The sequence below is a fragment of the Leptospira alexanderi serovar Manhao 3 str. L 60 genome (assembly GCF_000243815.2).
GTDB lineage: Bacteria > Spirochaetota > Leptospiria > Leptospirales > Leptospiraceae > Leptospira > Leptospira alexanderi.
On the sequence record NZ_AHMT02000020.1, the window covers coordinates 12722 to 30000 of the forward strand.

Below are 17279 nucleotides of genomic sequence, written 5' to 3' on the forward strand. Positions count from 1 at the left end.
AACATCGCTCTACTACGGATTGAGAGCGATGTTTTGAAAAAGTTACTGCTCTACGCAGAGAAGGTTAAGGTTCGAGTTGCAAGCTTGAGTGTCTATGGTGAAAGCTCCTTCGGGAGTTAGATGGGCGTTTGTGGACGTTGTGTTTCCCGTTGTTCCCATCGCACCTCCATTTGCATCCGCCCATTGATTGCAAGTATTTATCGCTTCCCATAAGAATGCGCCAGCATCTGGATGGGAAAAACCCGTCCAAAAATATTTTTTAGCCCCGGAGTCGATTCCGTTCTCTAAATTTCCAGTTACCATCGAGTTTGCATTTGTGGTAAACGTAACCGTGGTTCCGTCGCTTCTGCGGTATTGTTTATTTGGATAGAGCACCCAGTCCCTCGTAGATGGCGAACCGTCTAGGGCTGAAACTACTTCCCGAACGCCGGTTGCAACGATTACGGCTTTGTAAGTTCCTTTGAGAGTAGAAGGTTTTGCGGCGGTACATTTCGCGTCCGCTCCCGATATACCGCCTAAATTTCCATTGTAACCAGCTCCGTTGTTTGTAGCGATGAAGGTTCTACAAAAGGCTTCATTTTTGCAGGAAGTGGGGGTTGTGGAGGCTTGGGAAGAACCTAATACTCCGCTTGCGGATAGAAGAAAGAAAAGAGTTCCCATATTATCTTCTTTTTTATCTTCGCATGAGTAAAGAGTCAAAACAACGGATCCCGTAAGCAGAGTTAGAAACATTTTTTGAAACATATTGTCTCCTTAATTTGAGTTCGTTTGCTTTGGAGATTGATTCGATTTGAATACAAAAAGAAAGCGAGCGAACTTGAATTTAAAGAACAGACTTCGCTGAATTATTTTCATGATTTGGAAATAAATTCATGATCGATTGGGAAAAAAGGATTCAATAATTTTGAATGCGAATAATTTATCCAAAGTTCTGATCGCATTAAAAATAGATCATGTTATAGGATGCGAACTGTTGCTGAAACTTTACGTTTCTTGAAATGTTTGAGGAAGGATTTGTACCACATTCGTTTCTAACGGAGTTGATTCTCCGTTTGGGAAATCTTGTTGAACGTGAGTTCGGCGTAAAAAATCCATGATTTATTTTTTTTGTAGGAAGTTGGAATTTGAATTTTGTAAATCTATTCTTAAAATGTGGGAACTAAAACAAATCGCGATTTTACGAACAAATTCTAAAAGTAGTTACTCTTACTTTTAGAAAATTTTTTCTCATTTTCTTACATCGAACTCATGTTTGTTTAAAATTCTGCTTTGATTATTTTCTTGCCGATCTCTCTATAATAGAGTTTTCGAGATTCTGCTTCTAAACAAGAATTTACGCTAAAGCTGATGGCACTTTTTATGTAGAGAAGAGTAAGAGATACGTTTTAACTCCGGTTATTTTAAAAAATTCATAGATCCCGTCCTTGACAGACTTAGTAAGAGTTCCGACATTGGAATCATTCATGGGAAAAATTCAGGAACTTAGTCCGGAACTCATCAATCAAATTGCCGCCGGGGAAGTCATCGAATCCGCGCATTCCGTCGTCAAAGAACTGATGGAGAATTCCATGGATGCGGGTGCGACTCAAGTGGATGTGGAATCCAAGGACGGAGGTCTTTCTCTTTTAAGAATTACCGACAACGGTTCCGGAATCGACCCGGAAGACATGGGTCCCGCTTTGAAAAGGCACGCGACGAGTAAGATTCGGGATTACGGAGATTTGGAAAGTGTGCTCAGTTACGGATTTAGAGGGGAAGCTTTGGCTTCCATTGCATCGGTATCTCGTCTAACGTTGGAAAGTGGCACTAAGGACCAAAAGACCGCTTGGAAGATCCGTTCGATCGGAGGGAAGATATCCGAAAAAGAGGAAATTCCTGGATTTACCGGAACTAAAATACTTGTGGAGGAATTGTTCTTTAACACCCCTGTTCGAAGAAAATTCCTAAAGTCGATCCGTTCCGAAGATAAGAAAATCAAGGATAGAGTTACGACGCAGGCTCTTGCAAGACATGATGTACGTTTTCGTCTTTTTCAGGACGGAAAGGAAGTATTCGTACTTCCTTCCAGAGAAAATAAAAAGGATCGAATTATCGATTTATTCGGGGAAAATTTCCGCGATCATCTCTTAGAAGTCGGTCTGGAACGCGGAGGAATCAGAGCAAACGGTTATATCAGCGATCCGGATTTTTATAAATCCAATCGAACCGGGCAATTCGTCTTTATCAACGGAAGGCCGATCGAAATCAAATACGGTTCTGTTTTATTAAAAAAAGCTTATGATGAATTACTTCCGCCGAACGCTCATCCGTATTGTTTTTTATTTTTCGAGATCGATCCTTCGAGAGTGGACGTTAATGTCCATCCGGCAAAAAAGGAAATTCGTTTTTTGGACGAAGAGGGATTCAACGGATTCTTTTTAGCTCTCATTCAAAAAGAACTCAGATCCAGTACGCCCGTCAGTTTTTTAGAATTGAAAAAACGACTTTTAAAACCGACTTCCGGAACGTTTCAAACAAGTTCTCTTTACCAAGCTAATCCTTCTGCCAAATTCGAAAATGGCCCGTTACTGAGCCGAGGACTTTTCACCGAAGTTTCCAGACAGGAAGGATTCGATTTGGATCGGATGGGGCCGGGGACTTCTTTGTCCTCTCTGACGGACGAACGGATGAAACATTCTTCCTTTGTTCCGAAAAAACATTTTGGAGTTTTGTTCGAAACATTTATTCTCGCGGAAGCCGAAGACGGTTTTTATATCATCGACCAACATACGGCCCACGAAAGAATCCGTTACGAAGAGGTTTTGCGTAAACTCGAAAAGAAAAACTACGGAATTCAGCCGCTTTTGACTCCGATCCGAATCGATGTATCCAAACAGGAACAAGAGGACATCTTAAATCGAAAAAAAGAATATGAAGAAGTCGGAATATTCTTGGATCCTTTGGGAGAAGACAGTGTGGTTCTCCGGGAAATACCGGCGTATATGGAACCGGGGGAAGAAAAGGAAATCATACTCGATTTTTTAAACCGAACCGAAGGAAAGGAATCTAACGAGCCGGAGTTATACGATTTGATGGCAAAATGTGTGGCTTGTAGATCCGCCATCAAAAAAGGAGATCAGCTTTCCGATCCTATATTGGCCGAAATATTAAATAGACTGAGTTATTGCGAAAATCCTTCCCGTTGTCCGCACGGAAGACCTACCCTAGTAAAGTTGAGCAGAGATGACCTCGAAAGAATGTTCCACAGAAAATAAGGAAGTTTCCGGTAAAGAACCGGACCGAGTCGTAAGAAAACTATTCCGTCAAACGTTAGTCGGAATTGTGGTTCTCGTTTTGGGAGTTGTGTTTCTGGCGCGTGTATTTCCGGAACCCGTTCTTGCCGTATCGAGGAATTTCATTGATATTACCGGCGTGTTCGGAATCGGAATCGGAATCCTACTTGCGGATTCTCTGCACGTATTTATTCCGCCCGACGTGTTTTTGATGATCGCAGTCGCTGGAAAATTAGATTCGATTCTCGTGATTGTATCCGCTTCGATCGGAAGTCTGATCGGCGGAACCGTTTCCTATCTGACGGGAAGGATTCTTTTGCCTAAGATAGAGGGCGTTGCAAGTTTTGTAAAAAAACACGAACAGAAATTGGAACACTATCTGCATCGATACGGATTTTGGGCGGTCGTTTTGGCGGCGTTGACTCCTCTTCCATATTCTTGGGTTTCACTCGCGGCGGGAGCGATGAAGATGAGATATCTTCTTTTTTTTCAAGGTTGTCTTTTTAGAATTCCGCGTTTTATAGTATTCTATTATCTGATTCAATTCGGTTGGGTTGGAGGCGGAATGTGAAAGGTTTTCATTATATTCTAAATATTAAAAAATATAAAATTTGTCTCAAAACCTAGCATGATGGTCGTGTCGTCGTTACTTCTCTATTTCGGTAAAGATAATATTTACCTTGGGAAGCAATTTCCGAATCTTTTTTTCTTAGGACTTCAAAGCGGGTATATCATCTAAATGTAATTCTCGTAGGTTTTGTAGTTTTCCGATTTCTTTAGGAAACGTTGTGATTTGGTTGTCGTATAAATATAATATTCGGACATCCGTTGGATTTTGAAGAGCTTCGGTTAGATTGTCATAGATTCTTTTCTCTTCGGCTTTGAGTTGGCTCAAAAAACAAAGAAGGATTAAGAGTAGAATGCCTTTTTTTGTAGGTGATTGAATTGAGGCGGATAGATTGACTTTCATAATTGAGTTTCCAGATTATTTCGGAGACTTTCGTTTTTTTGTCGTCTCATTAATATTGATTTTCGATTGGTTATATTTGATACGAGCTTTTTTATAGTACTCATTCGATTATTGCAAAAATCTGAAATTTGAGCGAGGGCTTGACTTGGAGGTTCAAAAATTTGAGTTTTCGGAAACAAAAGAAGAGAATACTCTGTGTTCAAAGGTAGATCATTTGGAAAACAATCAACCCAATCTATTTCCGAAAACGAGACAGGAAATTATACGAGAGAATTTGGATCTATTCGATCTTCCGATTCGTATCCAAGCTTTGATTGAAAATATTCTACAAGGAAATATCAGAGAACAATCCTTGGTTTGTTGTCATAGCGCCTGCGACGTTTGTAATGCGACCATACGAACCTGTCTCAGAAAAATCAAGAACGAGTTGGAACCTTAATTGAGCGATCTTTTCACAAAAAAACCGGTCCCTCCATTGGCCCACAAAATCCGGCCTTCCAGTTTCGAAGAAGTAATCGGACAAACGAGGGCTACCAAGCAGCTCGTCAATTATCGTTCGCCGGTTTCAATCATTCTCTACGGACCTCCCGGAACAGGAAAATCCACGTTAGCCGGAATTCTTTGCGGAAAATGGAATCTTCCTTTTGTGGAATACAACGCGGTTTCCACCGGCGTAGCCGAGATCAAAAAATTGCTGGAAAGGGCTAATCGGGAAGGGACGATTCTTCTTTTTTTGGATGAGATTCATCGTTTCAGCGCTTCTCAACAGGACAGTCTTTTGAAAGGAGTGGAAACCGGGCATCTTGTTTTGATCGGAGCCACGACGGAAAATCCCGCGTTTCGAATTACGAGACCGCTATTATCCAGATGTCAGATTTTGAAAATAGAGCCTTTGAGTTTGGAGGAGCAGACTTTTCTTCTCGAAAGAGGAATTCAAAATTTATCATATTCCATAAATCTTAAGGACGATGCAAAGGAAACTTTGATCCGATTTTCCGGCGGGGACGGAAGAAAACTCCTTTCGAACTTGGAGGGACTCAGTTTCAGTTTTCCGGAGAATCATACGATTTCCAAATCCGACGTGGAAGAATATTTGGAAAGCCGTGTGATCGAATACGATAAAAGCGGAGAATCTCATTACGACGTGATCTCAGCGTTTATCAAATCGGTACGGGGAAGCGATCCGGATGCCGCGCTTTATTATCTCGCGGTTTTACTCGAAGGGGGAGAGGATCCTCTTTTTATTATGAGAAGACTGATCATTCTTGCAAGTGAGGACGTAGGAAACGCCTCCGTCAACGGTTTGCCTCTTGCCGTTTCGGGTTTACACGCTCTCGAAGCGATCGGAATGCCGGAAGGAAGATTGATCCTTGCGCATGTGACTACGTTTCTTGCCTCTTGTCCGAAATCGAACGCGAGTTATAAGGGAATTGGGGCCGCTCTTACTTTTGTGAGAGAAAAGGGGACCGGAATCAAAATTCCAAACCGTCTTAGAAACGCTCCGACCTTTCTTCATAAGAAAGAAGGTGCTTCTCAAGGTTATATCTATCCTCATGATTTCGGAGGATTTAAGGAACAAAATTATTTCCCGGATGAATTCGCCGATCATCCGCCCCGCTTCTACTTTCCGACTGGGAACGGAGCGGAGCTGAAACTCAAGGAATATCTGGATAAGATTTGGGAAAAATCTCCCCGCCGCGACGACCCATAGGGAGCCGTGGCACTGAGTTTCCCCGCGGCGATTCCTAAAGAGGAGTAACGTGCTTTCGTTTTTTTGTGATAGGTTGGTTATTTGTCGTAGAGTTCAGGACGAACTCTTACTTGTTTAGTCTTGGATTCTAAACGTTTCGGATCGGAGATCTGATTTCGATTCGTGTCCGAATGTTGAATCTCTTCTTTGGTTTTTTCGTATTTGTATTCGGAACGAAACATGTATCTTCCTCGAGTCGCAAGACCTAAGACCGGCAAGGTTTAATAAACGTTTCGTGCTTTTTTGGAAAAATCTGAATCTTTTTTTAAGTGAGCGGCAGTTTTCAACGTGAGTTCGGCGTAAGAAGTCCATGATTCATTTTTCTGAAAAGAATTAGAATCTGAACTTTGTAAATCTATTCTTAAAATGTGAGAACTACCACAAATCACGATTTTACGAACAAATTCTGAAATTGTAGGAATTCTACTTTTAGAAAATTCTTTCTCATTTTCTTACGAACCTGCTCACGTTTTTCAAGATCTCTACGTAATAGAATAACATAAATTTTGAAACAAACCTTTATAAACACAGAATTCTAAACGCCTTGTTCTATAGCTCTCAATAATGGCTAACTGCTACTGATCTCTATATAAAGGAGTACCGTCAATTTTAGCGCAAATCCCCATTTAAAGACAGAATCTTGGGCAGTCTATTATGTGGAGATTAGTAATGTGATTTTACCTTTCAGACATTGACCTTTTTTTGAGCTGAAAAAAAAGGTCAACGGATAGAAAACAAAATTGAAAAGGGTTAAAGAAAAATTCGACCTTCGGTTGCGTAAATTTAGAAAACATGAAAACTCCAAATCGTATCGGATATAAAAAAAGCACGGCGATCGCGGCGGGCGGTAAAGAGTTACCCGGAGACGAAAAATTCGATTTTTACGACTCTGCGAATTTCTGCGATGTTTTGTGGAACTGGCAAATCGAGGGACGCGGCCAAATCGATTCAGCTAAATTCTCGTTCCAAAGCGGTTAGAACCCGGTCGTTTTGTTCGGGTCTTCCGATCGTGATTCGAATCGCATTCAAGTCGTAACTTCTCAAATCCCTGAGAATAATTCCCTGTTTTAAAAGAGACTGGCAAATTTCTGTGGAGGATTTTCCCCGTTTTCTTGCAAAAAATGTAATGAAGTTCGAGTAGGAATCGATGAATTCGATGCTTTGTTCGGCGGCGAATTTTTCATATCGTTTCATTTCTTTCAGATTGTTATCCAAATACGATTCTACGTGAGATTCGTTTTTAAGGGCTTCGGTTGCGGCGAGTGCGGAAAGGTTGGCGACATTGAAAGGTGGGCGCATCTTATATAAATTGGAAATCAGTTCCTTGCTTCCGATTCCGTATCCGATCCTCATTCCTCCGAGTCCGTAGGCTTTCGAAAAGGTTCCCGTATAAAAAACGTTCTGGAAAAGATCAGTGACTTCCTTGGCGGAAATGAAGTTGTTCGAATCCTTTTTTTTTCCGAATTCCATATAAGCCGCATCTATGACGACTAACGTGTTCGAAGGAATTTGTCTTAAAAAATCATAGACGTCGAGCTTGGAAAGAGCGTCTCCTATCGGATTGGATGGAGTACATAAGAAGATGATCTTAGGACGAATTGATTTTGCGAGATCCAAAAACGCATTCAGATTATGCAGAACGGTTTCTGTGGAATGAACCTTCGCCCCACATTGAAGCGCGTAGATCTTATACATTGCAAAGGTGATTCGGTTGATGAGAATCGAATCACCCGGTCCCAAAACGCATCTACAGGCAAAATCCAAAACTTGATCACTTCCGTTGCCCGGAATGATTCGATCTGGAGTCAAATCGAACTTGGAAGCAAGTGCGGTTTTTAATTCCAAGTAAGAATCGTCAGGATAGTAGGACATTTTCGAAGCCGCTTTCTGAACGACTTCTATGACAGGTTGTGCGCAACCGAAAGGATTTTCGTTCGAACCGAGTTTGATGATCTGATCCGGATCGATCCCGAATTCTCTAGCTATGAGTTCGATCGGTTTTCCCGCTTCGTAGCTTTTGAGGGATCCTAGAACGGATTGAAATTGAATCATCTCTTCCCATGCTTTTTTCCGGAAAAATTTTGAAAATCGATTTAAGAATAAATTCGTACCGATTTCTGAAAAATGTTTTCGGTTCGTTATATTCTCGATTTTTTTTTCCTCTAATTTTCGGTATTTGTATAAAAAATCTGGTATCGGAATGAAAGACTCACAGTTTTACGGAGGTAATAAAAAGAAGAATCCTGATTGTTTGGAAGATTTTTCGGATGGAGATCTTTTAATTCGAGAGATTCTCGAATCATTCGAGAATTTCGATCGTGCATTGGGAAATACGGTTCAAGAGTTTTTTTCTTTGGAAGATGATCAGTAATTCAAGAATAACTTTCCCGAATTGGTTTTCCATTGATCGTCTTCGCGCTTATCTTTACATCTTTTGAAAAATCCTTTAGATTCAGCTCCGCGTTTCAGAGGAGTTTGTTTTGTCGTTTGAAAATGATAAACCCACCGAGGTCGATTCCCGACTTTCGTAAAACCTCAAACGTTTCTCCGTCAGCTTTTTTCTCTAAAGATTGCCTTTTTGGTTTTGTGATAATCGAAACGTTGTCTTTGAAAAAAATATTTTTTAGATAAATGATAAAGAGTTCCTCTCCCCTTGCGTCGAGAGAAAACTGAGTGGCGGATTCGGATTGCATTTCTATCTCCTAAAACTTATAGAACGATCAACATAGCCTTCCTTTCTTTTCGTCCAAGAAAAAAATCCGAATCACAATTTTCAAATTGTAAGTTTCAAATATGTGGAGGTAAAGTCCTCGAAAAACTTAGATTGATCCAATGCATAGTCCAACACATACGCTCTAGATTCGTCGTTCTTTAGAAGTTCTCTGTCGTTTGATATCAATAAGGGGCCTTCCAAACCGGCTTTCAACAAAACATGAAAGTAACTGTTGTCGAAATTGTAAGGATTTGCCGTGAGAGATTCTCCTCCTAACCATCCGATCGTACGCGCTCCGGAGATAAGTACTAGATCTTGAATTCCGAGTTTCATCTTTTGGAGACAAGGAAGTTGATCTTTCTGAGTTTGCATTCCCAAAGGAAGAATCTGAACGACTTCGCTTATCAATTCGTCTTTTCTTCCCGGTTTTATATGAATCCTCGGACCTCCCGATTTTTCGATTGCTACCGCTCCGGCGAGTGCGAGGAAATCCGCAAGAGAATAGGAGGTTTGAATCTGTTCATGAAACTTTTCTTTCAATTCTTTGAGTTGATAAAGATTCTGAACTATGTCTCCATTTTCCGGGAGTTTGGAAAAATTTTTGAAAGAGCTCGCGGCGGAAAGTCCGATCCAGTTTTGGTCTTTATCGAAAAGGCATGCCAGATGATAGACTAGTTTTAACCAACTTCCGGTTTCACGAACGAGTATGATTCTTCTAAGAGAATTTTTGGCTTCTTCCCAAACGTTTACACCGGTTTTTTTTAGAATTTCCCGGATTTCATAGAGTTTGTGATTTCCGGTTTTTCCCTTAAGCTGCGCGGAGAAAACTTTTCCTTTGAGAACACTTTCCTTTACCTGTTCGTAGACCGGTTCCGAAATCAAGACCGGGACCCCCGACTTCTTGGTTTTGGATTCGATTCTACTCGCCATGTTCACGGAATCCCCGATTGCGGTGTAAGACATGTTTGCCGGATGACCGAGTTGTCCTAATATGCAATTTCCATAATGTACTCCGACTCCGATCCGGAACACGGTATGAAAGTGAGATTTCAGATACTCGTTGAGAGAATAAAGTTCAAGTTCCATTTCTTTGGCCGTGCGTAACGCAGAGAGACAAATTTCTTGCGGCGAACCTCCGTCCACTCCGAAAAGAGCCATGAGCCCGTCTCCGATGTATTTATCTATCTTACCGCCGTGTTTTAAAACGATATCACCCATCTTATAAAAATAACGATTGAGTATATGAATGACGTCGTAAGGAAGATGTGACTCCGAGAATATTGTGAAATCTCGAATGTCGCTGAAAAGAATTGCGATTTCTTTTTCTTCTCCGGAGATCGTGGCGGATCCCGGAATCGTAAGATTGTAGTCTTCGTCGTCTAAAACGATTCTTCGAACGCGAACGTCTCCTAAAACCTTTGTCTGACACGCGAGTCGAACGGATTTTGGAAATCCTTTTTTTTGGGATAGATCCTTTTCTTTTTGTTCCGGTGGCGATAAATTGGAAGGATTCTCCAAAACCAAAACCCGGCAAGTGGAACATCGAGCGTTTCCTCCGCAAGCGTTTGTGTGAGGAATGCCGTTGGCCAAACTAATTTCCAATAGACTCTGGGGTGCGGAATTGTCGGGTAAACTAATTTCTTTTTCGTTTTCAAAATTTACAAGAATCATTAAAACCTTCCGGATTTGACGGAGATATCAAAAGTAATTGGCGTCCTATATGAAAGGGTAGAATTGTAAACTCGCTTGTCAATAGAAGAACTTGTCGATCGCTAAGAGGTGTGATTCTCGGAAAAACTAACGCGTGGCTTGTGGGAATCATAAAGGTATTGTTAAACGAATTACTGTTTTAGGATCATTTAAATGGACGAAAACGAAAATTCCCGGGAAGAAAGTGCGGAACAAAGACCGGTCATACTTTTGGTGGATGACGAACCCAGCATCTTGAAGGGATTAAAAGAACAACTCAAACTTGAATTCGGTAGCGATTTCGACATTGAAATCGCCGAAGATGCGGAATCCGCCTGGGACATTTTAGAGGAATGTATCGAAAGGGGAATCGAAATTCCGGTCGTGGTTTGTGATCAAGTGATGCCAGGCATGAATGGAGACGAGTTGCTCATTCGGATTCACAATAAAAAGCCGAATATTCGAAAAATTATGCTGACTGGCCAGGCTTCCGCGGATGCGATCGGAAACGCATTAAATCATGCGAATTTATACAGATATTTGCCGAAACCCTGGGATTCTAACGATTTGATTTTAACGATCCGAGAGGCTTTAAAGTCTTACTTTTCGGATCTTTACCTTTGGGAACTCAATCGAAAGTTGGAAACGACTCTATTGTACGATCGGGAAACTGGTCGTCCGAATTTCGAAAGCCTGAGAAAAATCTTAGATGAAAGAGAATCTCAAGGAACGCTGTCCACCCTTGCCGTGATTCGGATCGAATCCTCCACTTCCACGACTCAACATTTCGGAGTAGGAGTATATCATAAAGTACTGAACCAGTTTCTCGCTTCTCTTTCCTCGTTTATGGGAGAGTCCGGTAATTTGTTTTACCTCTATCAGGACGAGGTCGCCGTTCTTTCCGAAATTGAAGAGAGTAAATTTCATTCTCTTTTGGTCGCGTTTCGGATCCTTCTTAGGTCGGAATACGTCGAGGCTGAGGGCATTTCTTTTCGTGTGAACGTTTCGATCGGAGTTGCGACTCATCAATCCTCTCTTTATTATAAGGCTAGAATCGCGATGATGCACGCGGCTCAGAACAGTAAGCTCGAACTGATGAACTATTCCAACGCGATGGAAGCGGGAGATCAATACCAGATCAATCTCATTCTAGGAAGGAAGTTGAACTATGCGATTAGCGTAGGTAACGTGATTCCTTATTTTCAAGGAATTTATAATAATACGTCCGAGAAAATTACGAAATTTGAATGTCTTGCGAGAATTCAGGATGGGGATAGGGTTTACTCGCCCGCGAGTTTTATATCGATCGCCAGATCGACCGGGATCATTCGTCTTCTGACTCCGATTATGATTGAGAAATCGATCCGATATTTTGCGCAATATCCGGAATATTCTTTTTCGGTGAATATCTCTGAATCGGATTTGGAAAAGAAAGGATTTGCTTTTTGGGTTATTAATCGTCTCCAACACTATGAAATTGCCCCGAATCGCCTAACGCTTGAAATTTTAGAAACCGATCGTTTACGCGGAGGCGAAAGAGGTCTTGAAACCTTAAAAGAGCTGAAAGAATGCGGTTGTAAAATTGCGATAGACGACTTCGGAGTCGATCAATCCAACTTTGAAAGGTTGATGGAGATCGATCCTGATTTCATCAAGATCGACGGTAAATTCATACAGGGAATTCATTTGAGTAAAACTCCTTATCTACTCGCTTCCGCGATGACAGAAATGGCTCATAGAATTGGTGCGAAAGTCATTGCAGAATTTGTAACAGGGAAAGGGGAGTTTGACACAGTTCGTTCCTTAGGTGTGGAATATTGTCAGGGATATTACATTATGGAACCGGCTCCGGAGATTCTTCCGATACCTCGGATACCACTTTAACTTTTTTCCAAAATTCGATTGTCATTATTTTTTTTTCAAATAATCTAATACCTTGCGTTTTTTGACGGTTCAATGAGTCGAATGAAATAAGTGAGGGTGAGTACTTCAATTGGATAAAGCGATTCTTTTTGTAGATGATGAAGCTCTGATCCTGATGAGCATGAAATCTCAGGTGAAACGTCACTTTGGAGACGGTTACAGATATGAAACGGCTCTTGATGCTGGAGAAGCATGGCAGATTATCGAAGAATTAGTTCACGATGACGTCAGGATTCTGATCATCATTTCCGATTGGTTGATGCCTAATATCAAAGGAGACGAGTTCTTAAGGCAGGTTCATAATAAGTATCCGGATATCCAAAAAGTGATCGTTACGGGACACGCGGACGATTCTTCCATCGAAGCACTTAAAAGAGAAATCAATCTTCGTTCCTATCTCAAAAAACCTTGGGACGAAAGGGAATTGGTTTCCACTATTACGACTGCTTTAGCAAGTTAAGAGTGCGGGAATAACGTCTTTTGTATGACTTGAAATTCATTTTCGAAATGATTTCTAGTTTAGAAATGTTCATCAGCGTTCAATTGCGTTTCCAAAACTTAAGCAGAGGTTTCTAGGTCGTTCAATCGATAGAGCCAATGCAAACATATCTTTCTTTATATTTTAAACTGATCGATGAAACGTAGCAATCCTTCCGATTGAGTATGCATGTTTTTGGAAAATCCGGTTAAGTCATCCGCGCCGTTCGCGATCTCTTGGGTCCCTTCGGAAATGCTGAGGATCGTTTTTGCGATTTCATCCGAAGCATGTCTTTGTTCCCGGACCGCTTCTTCGATTTGAAGACTGAAACTCATGAGTGAGCTTGCGCTGTGATGGATTTTCTCCGTATTTTTCTCCTGAGTGTTTACAGAATCCAAAACGTTCTTTGCTGAAACCCCGAACATATCCACGGAACTTCTGAGTTTGGCGAGGATATCGGATGCTTCTTTTACTTTGCCGGTTCCGTTGGTTACCGCACGGTTCGCGGATTCCACGAGTTGTCCGATTTCTTGAACGCTGTTGGAAGTTTGAGACGCGAGTTTGGAAATTTCTTCCGCGACAACCGCAAATCCTTTTCCAGCCTCTCCCGCTCTCGCGGCTTCGATAGCGGCGTTTAACGCAAGTAAGTTGGTCTTTTCAGAAATATCGGTGATAATGGAAAGGATTTCGTTGATCCGAGAAGCGCTGTCCCCGATTTCGTCCATCGCCTTCGTGGATTGATTCATGGAATTTTCGCCAGTGATCGCCTGTTGTTGGGATTCACTTGCTAGAGAGGAGAGAGATTTCATCTCTTCGTTGATTTTTGCGATTTGTTCTTTTAAAAGAATTACGTTTCCGTCTATGTCTTTCATATGGAAAATAGCCTTTTCCATCGATCTACCCACATTTTCGGCCGAAGAGGCCAATTCTTCGATTGCCGCCGAGGATTCTTCGGACGCGGAAGCTTGTACCTGTGCGACGTCATAAAAATTTTTGGATGATTCCGCCATTTTATCGGAAGTGGAATTTAAGGATTCGGAAGAACCTTTGATTTCGAGAATGATCCTTTTGATGTTGTTTTTCATTTGGTTTAGAGAGAGAAGAAGTTTTCCGATTTCGTCATTACGTTCGTATTTGTTATCTACGATCAAGTTGCCAGAGGAAATTTGTTCGGAAAAAGAGATTGCGGCATCAATCCCGTTCGTGATCAATTTTTGAAATATTAGATTCAATAGAATTACGATGATGATCATTGTGACCAAGGAAGCGGCGATCGTTTCCAGGATGATTCCCGACAAATTCTTCCAAAAGACGTTGTTGGGGACGCAGACCTCTAAGATCCATTTCTTATTGTAATTCCCGAGATAAAAAGAGTAGAGAAAGTGAATGGACCGGTCTTTTTCATAAATCCGGATCTCTTCTTTCCCGCTTCCTTCCAAAACTTGTTTTTTCCATTCAGGATCTTGAATCTCTTTTCCAACGAGTTCCGGTTGTAGTCCGTTTGCGGCGTAAAAACCGCCCGGAGAAATCAAACTCAGATATCCTTCTCCTTGATAAGGACGGATCGGAGCTAACATTTCTTGCATGTTTTTCATTGCGATGTCCATGCCTACAACTCCGACAAATTCTCCGTTTCTGCGTACCGGTTTGGCGACGGAGATCATTAGGACTTCTTTGCCGGATACCGGATAAGCGAAAGGATCCGCGATAAAATCCAATCCTGTTTTTTTCGGAATATTATAAAAGGATCCGCTCCTATCTTGATTTTCGTAGTAAATGACCGCTTCCAATACGAGAGATTTCCCAGGCCCCATCGACTTATTGACGTAAGGGATGAATCTTCCGGTGATATCGTAACCTTGTTTATTTACGTATTGAGAATCCTTAGAATCGAATTTTCCAGGTTCAAAAACGGACCAGGCTCCGAAGTAGTTCGGATCCGTTTGAGCGAGATCCTTCAAGGTTTCGATGGTTTCTTCTCTTGTCGGTCTTGCGTGCGAAAGTTGAAATTCGAGCCCTCTTAATCCGCCTAAGGCTTTATCGAAAAAGTCCTTAATTTCGAAGGCGTATCGAAACGCAACCAAGGTGGAGGAATCTTTGATATCCTGAGAAAGTTTAAAGTAAGTCGCGATCGTACTCATGGCGGTGATTGCAAGGCTTCCCGCCATGAGTACTAGGGAGAGATATAACGATATTCGAAACCTGATGCTCATAAGTTTTCCTTTTGCATTTTAAAAACTATGCGAAAATCCGATGCTAAACCAAAATAAATGCGCGGGTATTTTTTGTAATAAATACGATTCTCGGATCATTTGTCTCAGGGAGCCGTCTCCCGCATCCGGAATCAAAGGGCTACTCGCTATCTGATCCAATAAAAACTGATTCAAGGGACCGTTTACTTTCGAAGGGTCTACGATCAAGCCGTCTTTTGTATTTCGGTTAACGTATCCTCCCGTTGCTCCATAGTAATTGTCCGTATCATACATATATAGATTAGGCCTATATACGTGGTTCCCTTTGATGAAAAATTTTCCGAAATAGAAAGTTAAACTACTTGTGATGTCCTGGATTCCGTATCGGTTATCCACGATATTATTGGACATTTCGTACCCGATATTGACTGCCGGGGCAATTCTAAAAAAGTCCTCTTTGAAATACTCGTGACTTAAATAAAGAGAAAGGTAATTTTTTCCCGCCGCCAAACTCGCGTTCTCCGCACTGATCTGCGTGTAAAAGGAAATGGTAGGAGTCAGATAAGAGATAAACGGAAGAAATGAGAATTCCGGAAGCTGCCAAAAGATATAGTATTCCTGCCAAGCGAGTCTTGTCACTTGGTTCGAAGTATTGTTCGAACTCGACACCCCTTGAGCGGCAAGAGAATTATAACCTCCTAATGGAGTTGAAACATACGCGGGGTTTTTGTGAAACGTATTATAAAACCAAGTTCCGACTGTAAACTTTCCCCAACTGCTTTTTTCGAAAGTATAATAGAACGCGTAAAATAAACCGTCCGCTCGTTTCATTCCGTTCTGTTCTTTGTAAGGTTTCGGAACGAGTCCGCCGCAAGTTGGTCCGGTTGTGTAGTTCCCGCTCAATAAGTTATTTTGGGTATCATATGCACAACTTTGATTGAGAAGATCCGGATTCGGAGCGATAAACGGATTTCCTTGTCCCGGATAAGAAGGCCCTGGACCTCCCGGAAACAATTGCAATCGTCCGTCGTTGTTTCTGTCGTTTCTTTCCGTTAGCTGAAAATTGCCCCAAAATTGAATCATAAATCCCTTTAATGGGGTATTGATATTGATGGTGGGTTGATACGAAGGAACAAAAGTAGTGGAAGCGTAACTGTCGTTCCTACGACGATTGGCCATCTCTCCCGAAAAACTGAGTCCCCTCCAGATAAAGTCCGATACGATCTCGTGGGTAATGTCGATAGTCGTTTCGTTTCCTTGAGAATTGGCATGGGGAGGTTCTCTTTCGATCGGAGCCGCGATTCCCGCGTATGGATTTGTACGGGCGGATTCTGGTTTCGAGATTTTATCCTTGTCGGAAGAGAAGAATGTGCTTTTGTTTTTGTCCTGCGGTTTTTCGTATGTGACATTGATCACATTTTCTTTGTTGATGTAACGAATGTAATCGTCGTGCTCCGCAAGAAGAATTTTCTCTTCGTCCTCCAAAAGCACTTTGCCTCGATGTATCAAACCGTTTTTTAAACGGACAATATCGGCAGCGTTCAAAGAAAGCTCAAAGAAAAAAAATAAATAGAACAAAAATAGAACGTAAAGTTTAGATTTCATGTGTTTCTCTTTTTGTTACTTGTTATTTTCCAATTTCAAACTTTCCAAATCGTCTAACTTTGCCCGACGTTCTCCCAGAAAAAATAACAAAAATAGAAAGCAAAGAGAAGAATCAACTAGGAAAAACTTTTTTCTTTCGATGAAATTCAATCAAGCAGAACCGGAACCGATTTCGATATTAGAGTTGTTGAAAAATTCAATTGTGGGATCAACAAAACTGCTTCAATCGTCTATTTCAGTGAAACAAAAACAAATGGAGAATTAATTTTGCAACAACTCTATTGAATTAAGACAAAAGCGCGTTTTTTGAAAATTTCATACGATAGAAATAGAAAGTTTTATAATCGGAAATGAAACCTACGATTCTATAAAACCTTGGCAAAATGGAAGCGAGGTTTTGAGAACGGTTCCCTTCGTTTAGAATACAAATGACTTTGGTTTGAGGTTCAACGTATCTCTAAAAAAGACGATCCAAAAATTCCTTTTGTTTTTTACATCTGGATTTTTGGATTCCGTTTTTCATCTCGTAGATCTTTTTCCCGTCTTGAAGGATTTCCAAAGTCCAGATCTTCTTTTGTAATTCCGTATGAACGTAGGAAACGAAAGAGTCTGCAAAAAAGTCGTCTCCGTTTGTCGCGGAGTAAAGAGTAGGGAAGGGAGTGTTTTCTAAGACGGGATAAATTTTCT

17 protein-coding genes (1 of these 17 cut by a window edge) are annotated in these 17279 nt (G+C 41.3%); 8 read left to right on the forward strand and 9 right to left on the reverse strand.

Translation table 11 applies throughout. The features are described 5' to 3' along the window. Window positions 1-42: 42 nt before the first annotated feature. A complete protein-coding gene (gene len / locus LEP1GSC062_RS07120; protein WP_010578626.1) occupies window positions 43-744 on the reverse strand; it encodes an endostatin-like outer membrane protein, LenA/LenB family in 702 nt (233 codons plus the stop codon). Window positions 745-1463: 719 nt separating this feature from the next. Between len and mutL the strand changes: the two genes are divergently transcribed. Further along, entirely contained in the window at window positions 1464-3254 is a 1791-nt protein-coding gene (mutL, locus tag LEP1GSC062_RS07130; protein ID WP_010578627.1) for a DNA mismatch repair endonuclease MutL, read from the forward strand. Beyond that, window positions 3223-3843: a YqaA family protein gene (locus LEP1GSC062_RS07135; protein WP_020983829.1), complete on the forward strand. Its 621-nt coding sequence runs from the start codon at window positions 3223-3225 to the stop codon at window positions 3841-3843. The genes mutL and LEP1GSC062_RS07135 overlap by 32 nt, the downstream gene beginning before the upstream one ends. A gap of 138 nt (window positions 3844-3981) precedes the next feature. On the opposite strand, the gene LEP1GSC062_RS07140 is transcribed toward LEP1GSC062_RS07135, so the two are convergent. Beyond that, complete coding sequence (locus LEP1GSC062_RS07140) at window positions 3982-4242, reverse strand: hypothetical protein (RefSeq protein ID WP_010578628.1); 261 nt, start codon at window positions 4240-4242, stop codon at window positions 3982-3984. 214 nt (window positions 4243-4456) lie between these two features. Between LEP1GSC062_RS07140 and LEP1GSC062_RS07145 the strand changes: the two genes are divergently transcribed. Further along, window positions 4457-4681: a hypothetical protein gene (locus tag LEP1GSC062_RS07145; RefSeq protein ID WP_020983841.1), complete on the forward strand. Its 225-nt coding sequence runs from the start codon at window positions 4457-4459 to the stop codon at window positions 4679-4681. Further along, the gene (locus LEP1GSC062_RS07150; RefSeq protein WP_010578630.1) at window positions 4682-5953 is read left to right on the forward strand and encodes a replication-associated recombination protein A; all 1272 of its coding nucleotides are present in this window, start codon (window positions 4682-4684) and stop codon (window positions 5951-5953) included. A 77-nt stretch (window positions 5954-6030) separates the two neighbouring features. Here the strand turns inward: LEP1GSC062_RS07150 and LEP1GSC062_RS07155 are convergent, their stop codons facing one another. Further along, a complete protein-coding gene (locus LEP1GSC062_RS07155) occupies window positions 6031-6210 on the reverse strand; it encodes a hypothetical protein (protein WP_020983859.1) in 180 nt (59 codons plus the stop codon). A 574-nt stretch (window positions 6211-6784) separates the two neighbouring features. On the opposite strand from LEP1GSC062_RS07155, the gene LEP1GSC062_RS22990 reads away from it, so the two are divergent. Next, the gene (locus LEP1GSC062_RS22990) at window positions 6785-6970 is read left to right on the forward strand and encodes a hypothetical protein (protein ID WP_020983857.1); all 186 of its coding nucleotides are present in this window, start codon (window positions 6785-6787) and stop codon (window positions 6968-6970) included. On the opposite strand, the gene hisC is transcribed toward LEP1GSC062_RS22990, so the two are convergent. Continuing rightward, on the reverse strand, window positions 6941-8044 hold the full coding sequence (gene hisC / locus LEP1GSC062_RS07165) for a histidinol-phosphate transaminase (protein ID WP_020983849.1): 1104 nt from the start codon (window positions 8042-8044) through the stop codon (window positions 6941-6943). The two genes, LEP1GSC062_RS22990 and hisC, sit on opposite strands and share 30 nt — an antisense overlap. A 148-nt stretch (window positions 8045-8192) precedes the next feature. On the opposite strand from hisC, the gene LEP1GSC062_RS23920 reads away from it, so the two are divergent. Beyond that, window positions 8193-8363, forward strand: a complete 171-nt coding sequence (locus tag LEP1GSC062_RS23920; RefSeq protein WP_010578633.1) for a hypothetical protein — start codon at window positions 8193-8195, stop codon at window positions 8361-8363. Window positions 8364-8457: 94 nt separating this feature from the next. On the opposite strand, the gene LEP1GSC062_RS24620 is transcribed toward LEP1GSC062_RS23920, so the two are convergent. Both LEP1GSC062_RS24620 and LEP1GSC062_RS07175 read right to left on the reverse strand, forming a co-directional pair. Next, window positions 8458-8685 (reverse strand): hypothetical protein, encoded by a 228-nt coding sequence (locus tag LEP1GSC062_RS24620; protein ID WP_010578634.1) that lies wholly within the window; start codon window positions 8683-8685, stop codon window positions 8458-8460. An 80-nt stretch (window positions 8686-8765) separates the two neighbouring features. Beyond that, window positions 8766-10376, reverse strand: a complete 1611-nt coding sequence (locus tag LEP1GSC062_RS07175) for a peroxidase family protein (protein WP_010578635.1) — start codon at window positions 10374-10376, stop codon at window positions 8766-8768. Window positions 10377-10568: 192 nt separating this feature from the next. Here LEP1GSC062_RS07175 and LEP1GSC062_RS07180 point away from each other — a divergent pair, with 192 nt between their 5' ends. Both LEP1GSC062_RS07180 and LEP1GSC062_RS07185 read left to right on the forward strand, forming a co-directional pair. Continuing rightward, window positions 10569-12278, forward strand: a complete 1710-nt coding sequence (locus LEP1GSC062_RS07180; protein ID WP_010578636.1) for an EAL domain-containing protein — start codon at window positions 10569-10571, stop codon at window positions 12276-12278. A 109-nt stretch (window positions 12279-12387) separates the two neighbouring features. Further along, entirely contained in the window at window positions 12388-12777 is a 390-nt protein-coding gene (locus tag LEP1GSC062_RS07185; RefSeq protein ID WP_010578637.1) for a response regulator, read from the forward strand. A 155-nt stretch (window positions 12778-12932) separates the two neighbouring features. Here the strand turns inward: LEP1GSC062_RS07185 and LEP1GSC062_RS07190 are convergent, their stop codons facing one another. From LEP1GSC062_RS07190 to LEP1GSC062_RS07205, 3 genes are all read right to left on the reverse strand, one after another. Continuing rightward, window positions 12933-15008, reverse strand: coding sequence for a methyl-accepting chemotaxis protein (locus LEP1GSC062_RS07190; protein WP_010578638.1), 2076 nt, complete (start codon window positions 15006-15008; stop codon window positions 12933-12935). A gap of 18 nt (window positions 15009-15026) precedes the next feature. Further along, window positions 15027-16592: an LA_0442/LA_0875 N-terminal domain-containing protein gene (locus LEP1GSC062_RS07195; protein WP_020983848.1), complete on the reverse strand. Its 1566-nt coding sequence runs from the start codon at window positions 16590-16592 to the stop codon at window positions 15027-15029. Between the two features lie 457 nt (window positions 16593-17049). Further along, window positions 17050-17279, reverse strand: the 3' portion of a protein-coding gene (locus tag LEP1GSC062_RS07205) for a hypothetical protein (RefSeq protein ID WP_039941471.1). The gene runs 880 nt beyond the window's last position; 230 of the gene's 1110 nt are visible here — the last part of the coding sequence; its start codon lies beyond the right edge, outside the window — the gene reads right to left on this strand; the stop codon is at window positions 17050-17052.

Excerpts from the sequence above, each read along its gene's own strand:
- mutL (WP_010578627.1), top strand. The coding sequence starts at position 1,464 with ATGGGAAAAATTCAGGAACTTAGTCCGGAACTCATCAATCAAATTGCC.
- LEP1GSC062_RS22990 (WP_020983857.1), top strand. The coding sequence starts at position 6,785 with ATGAAAACTCCAAATCGTATCGGATATAAAAAAAGCACGGCGATCGCG.
- LEP1GSC062_RS07135 (WP_020983829.1), top strand. The coding sequence starts at position 3,223 with ATGACCTCGAAAGAATGTTCCACAGAAAATAAGGAAGTTTCCGGTAAA.
- LEP1GSC062_RS07195 (WP_020983848.1), bottom strand. The coding sequence starts at position 16,592 with ATGAAATCTAAACTTTACGTTCTATTTTTGTTCTATTTATTTTTTTTC.
- LEP1GSC062_RS07180 (WP_010578636.1), top strand. The coding sequence starts at position 10,569 with ATGGACGAAAACGAAAATTCCCGGGAAGAAAGTGCGGAACAAAGACCG.
- len (WP_010578626.1), bottom strand. The coding sequence starts at position 744 with ATGTTTCAAAAAATGTTTCTAACTCTGCTTACGGGATCCGTTGTTTTG.
- hisC (WP_020983849.1), bottom strand. The coding sequence starts at position 8,044 with ATGATTCAATTTCAATCCGTTCTAGGATCCCTCAAAAGCTACGAAGCG.
- LEP1GSC062_RS07190 (WP_010578638.1), bottom strand. The coding sequence starts at position 15,008 with ATGAGCATCAGGTTTCGAATATCGTTATATCTCTCCCTAGTACTCATG.
- LEP1GSC062_RS07140 (WP_010578628.1), bottom strand. The coding sequence starts at position 4,242 with ATGAAAGTCAATCTATCCGCCTCAATTCAATCACCTACAAAAAAAGGC.
- LEP1GSC062_RS24620 (WP_010578634.1), bottom strand. The coding sequence starts at position 8,685 with ATGCAATCCGAATCCGCCACTCAGTTTTCTCTCGACGCAAGGGGAGAG.
- LEP1GSC062_RS07175 (WP_010578635.1), bottom strand. The coding sequence starts at position 10,376 with ATGATTCTTGTAAATTTTGAAAACGAAAAAGAAATTAGTTTACCCGAC.
- LEP1GSC062_RS23920 (WP_010578633.1), top strand. The coding sequence starts at position 8,193 with ATGAAAGACTCACAGTTTTACGGAGGTAATAAAAAGAAGAATCCTGAT.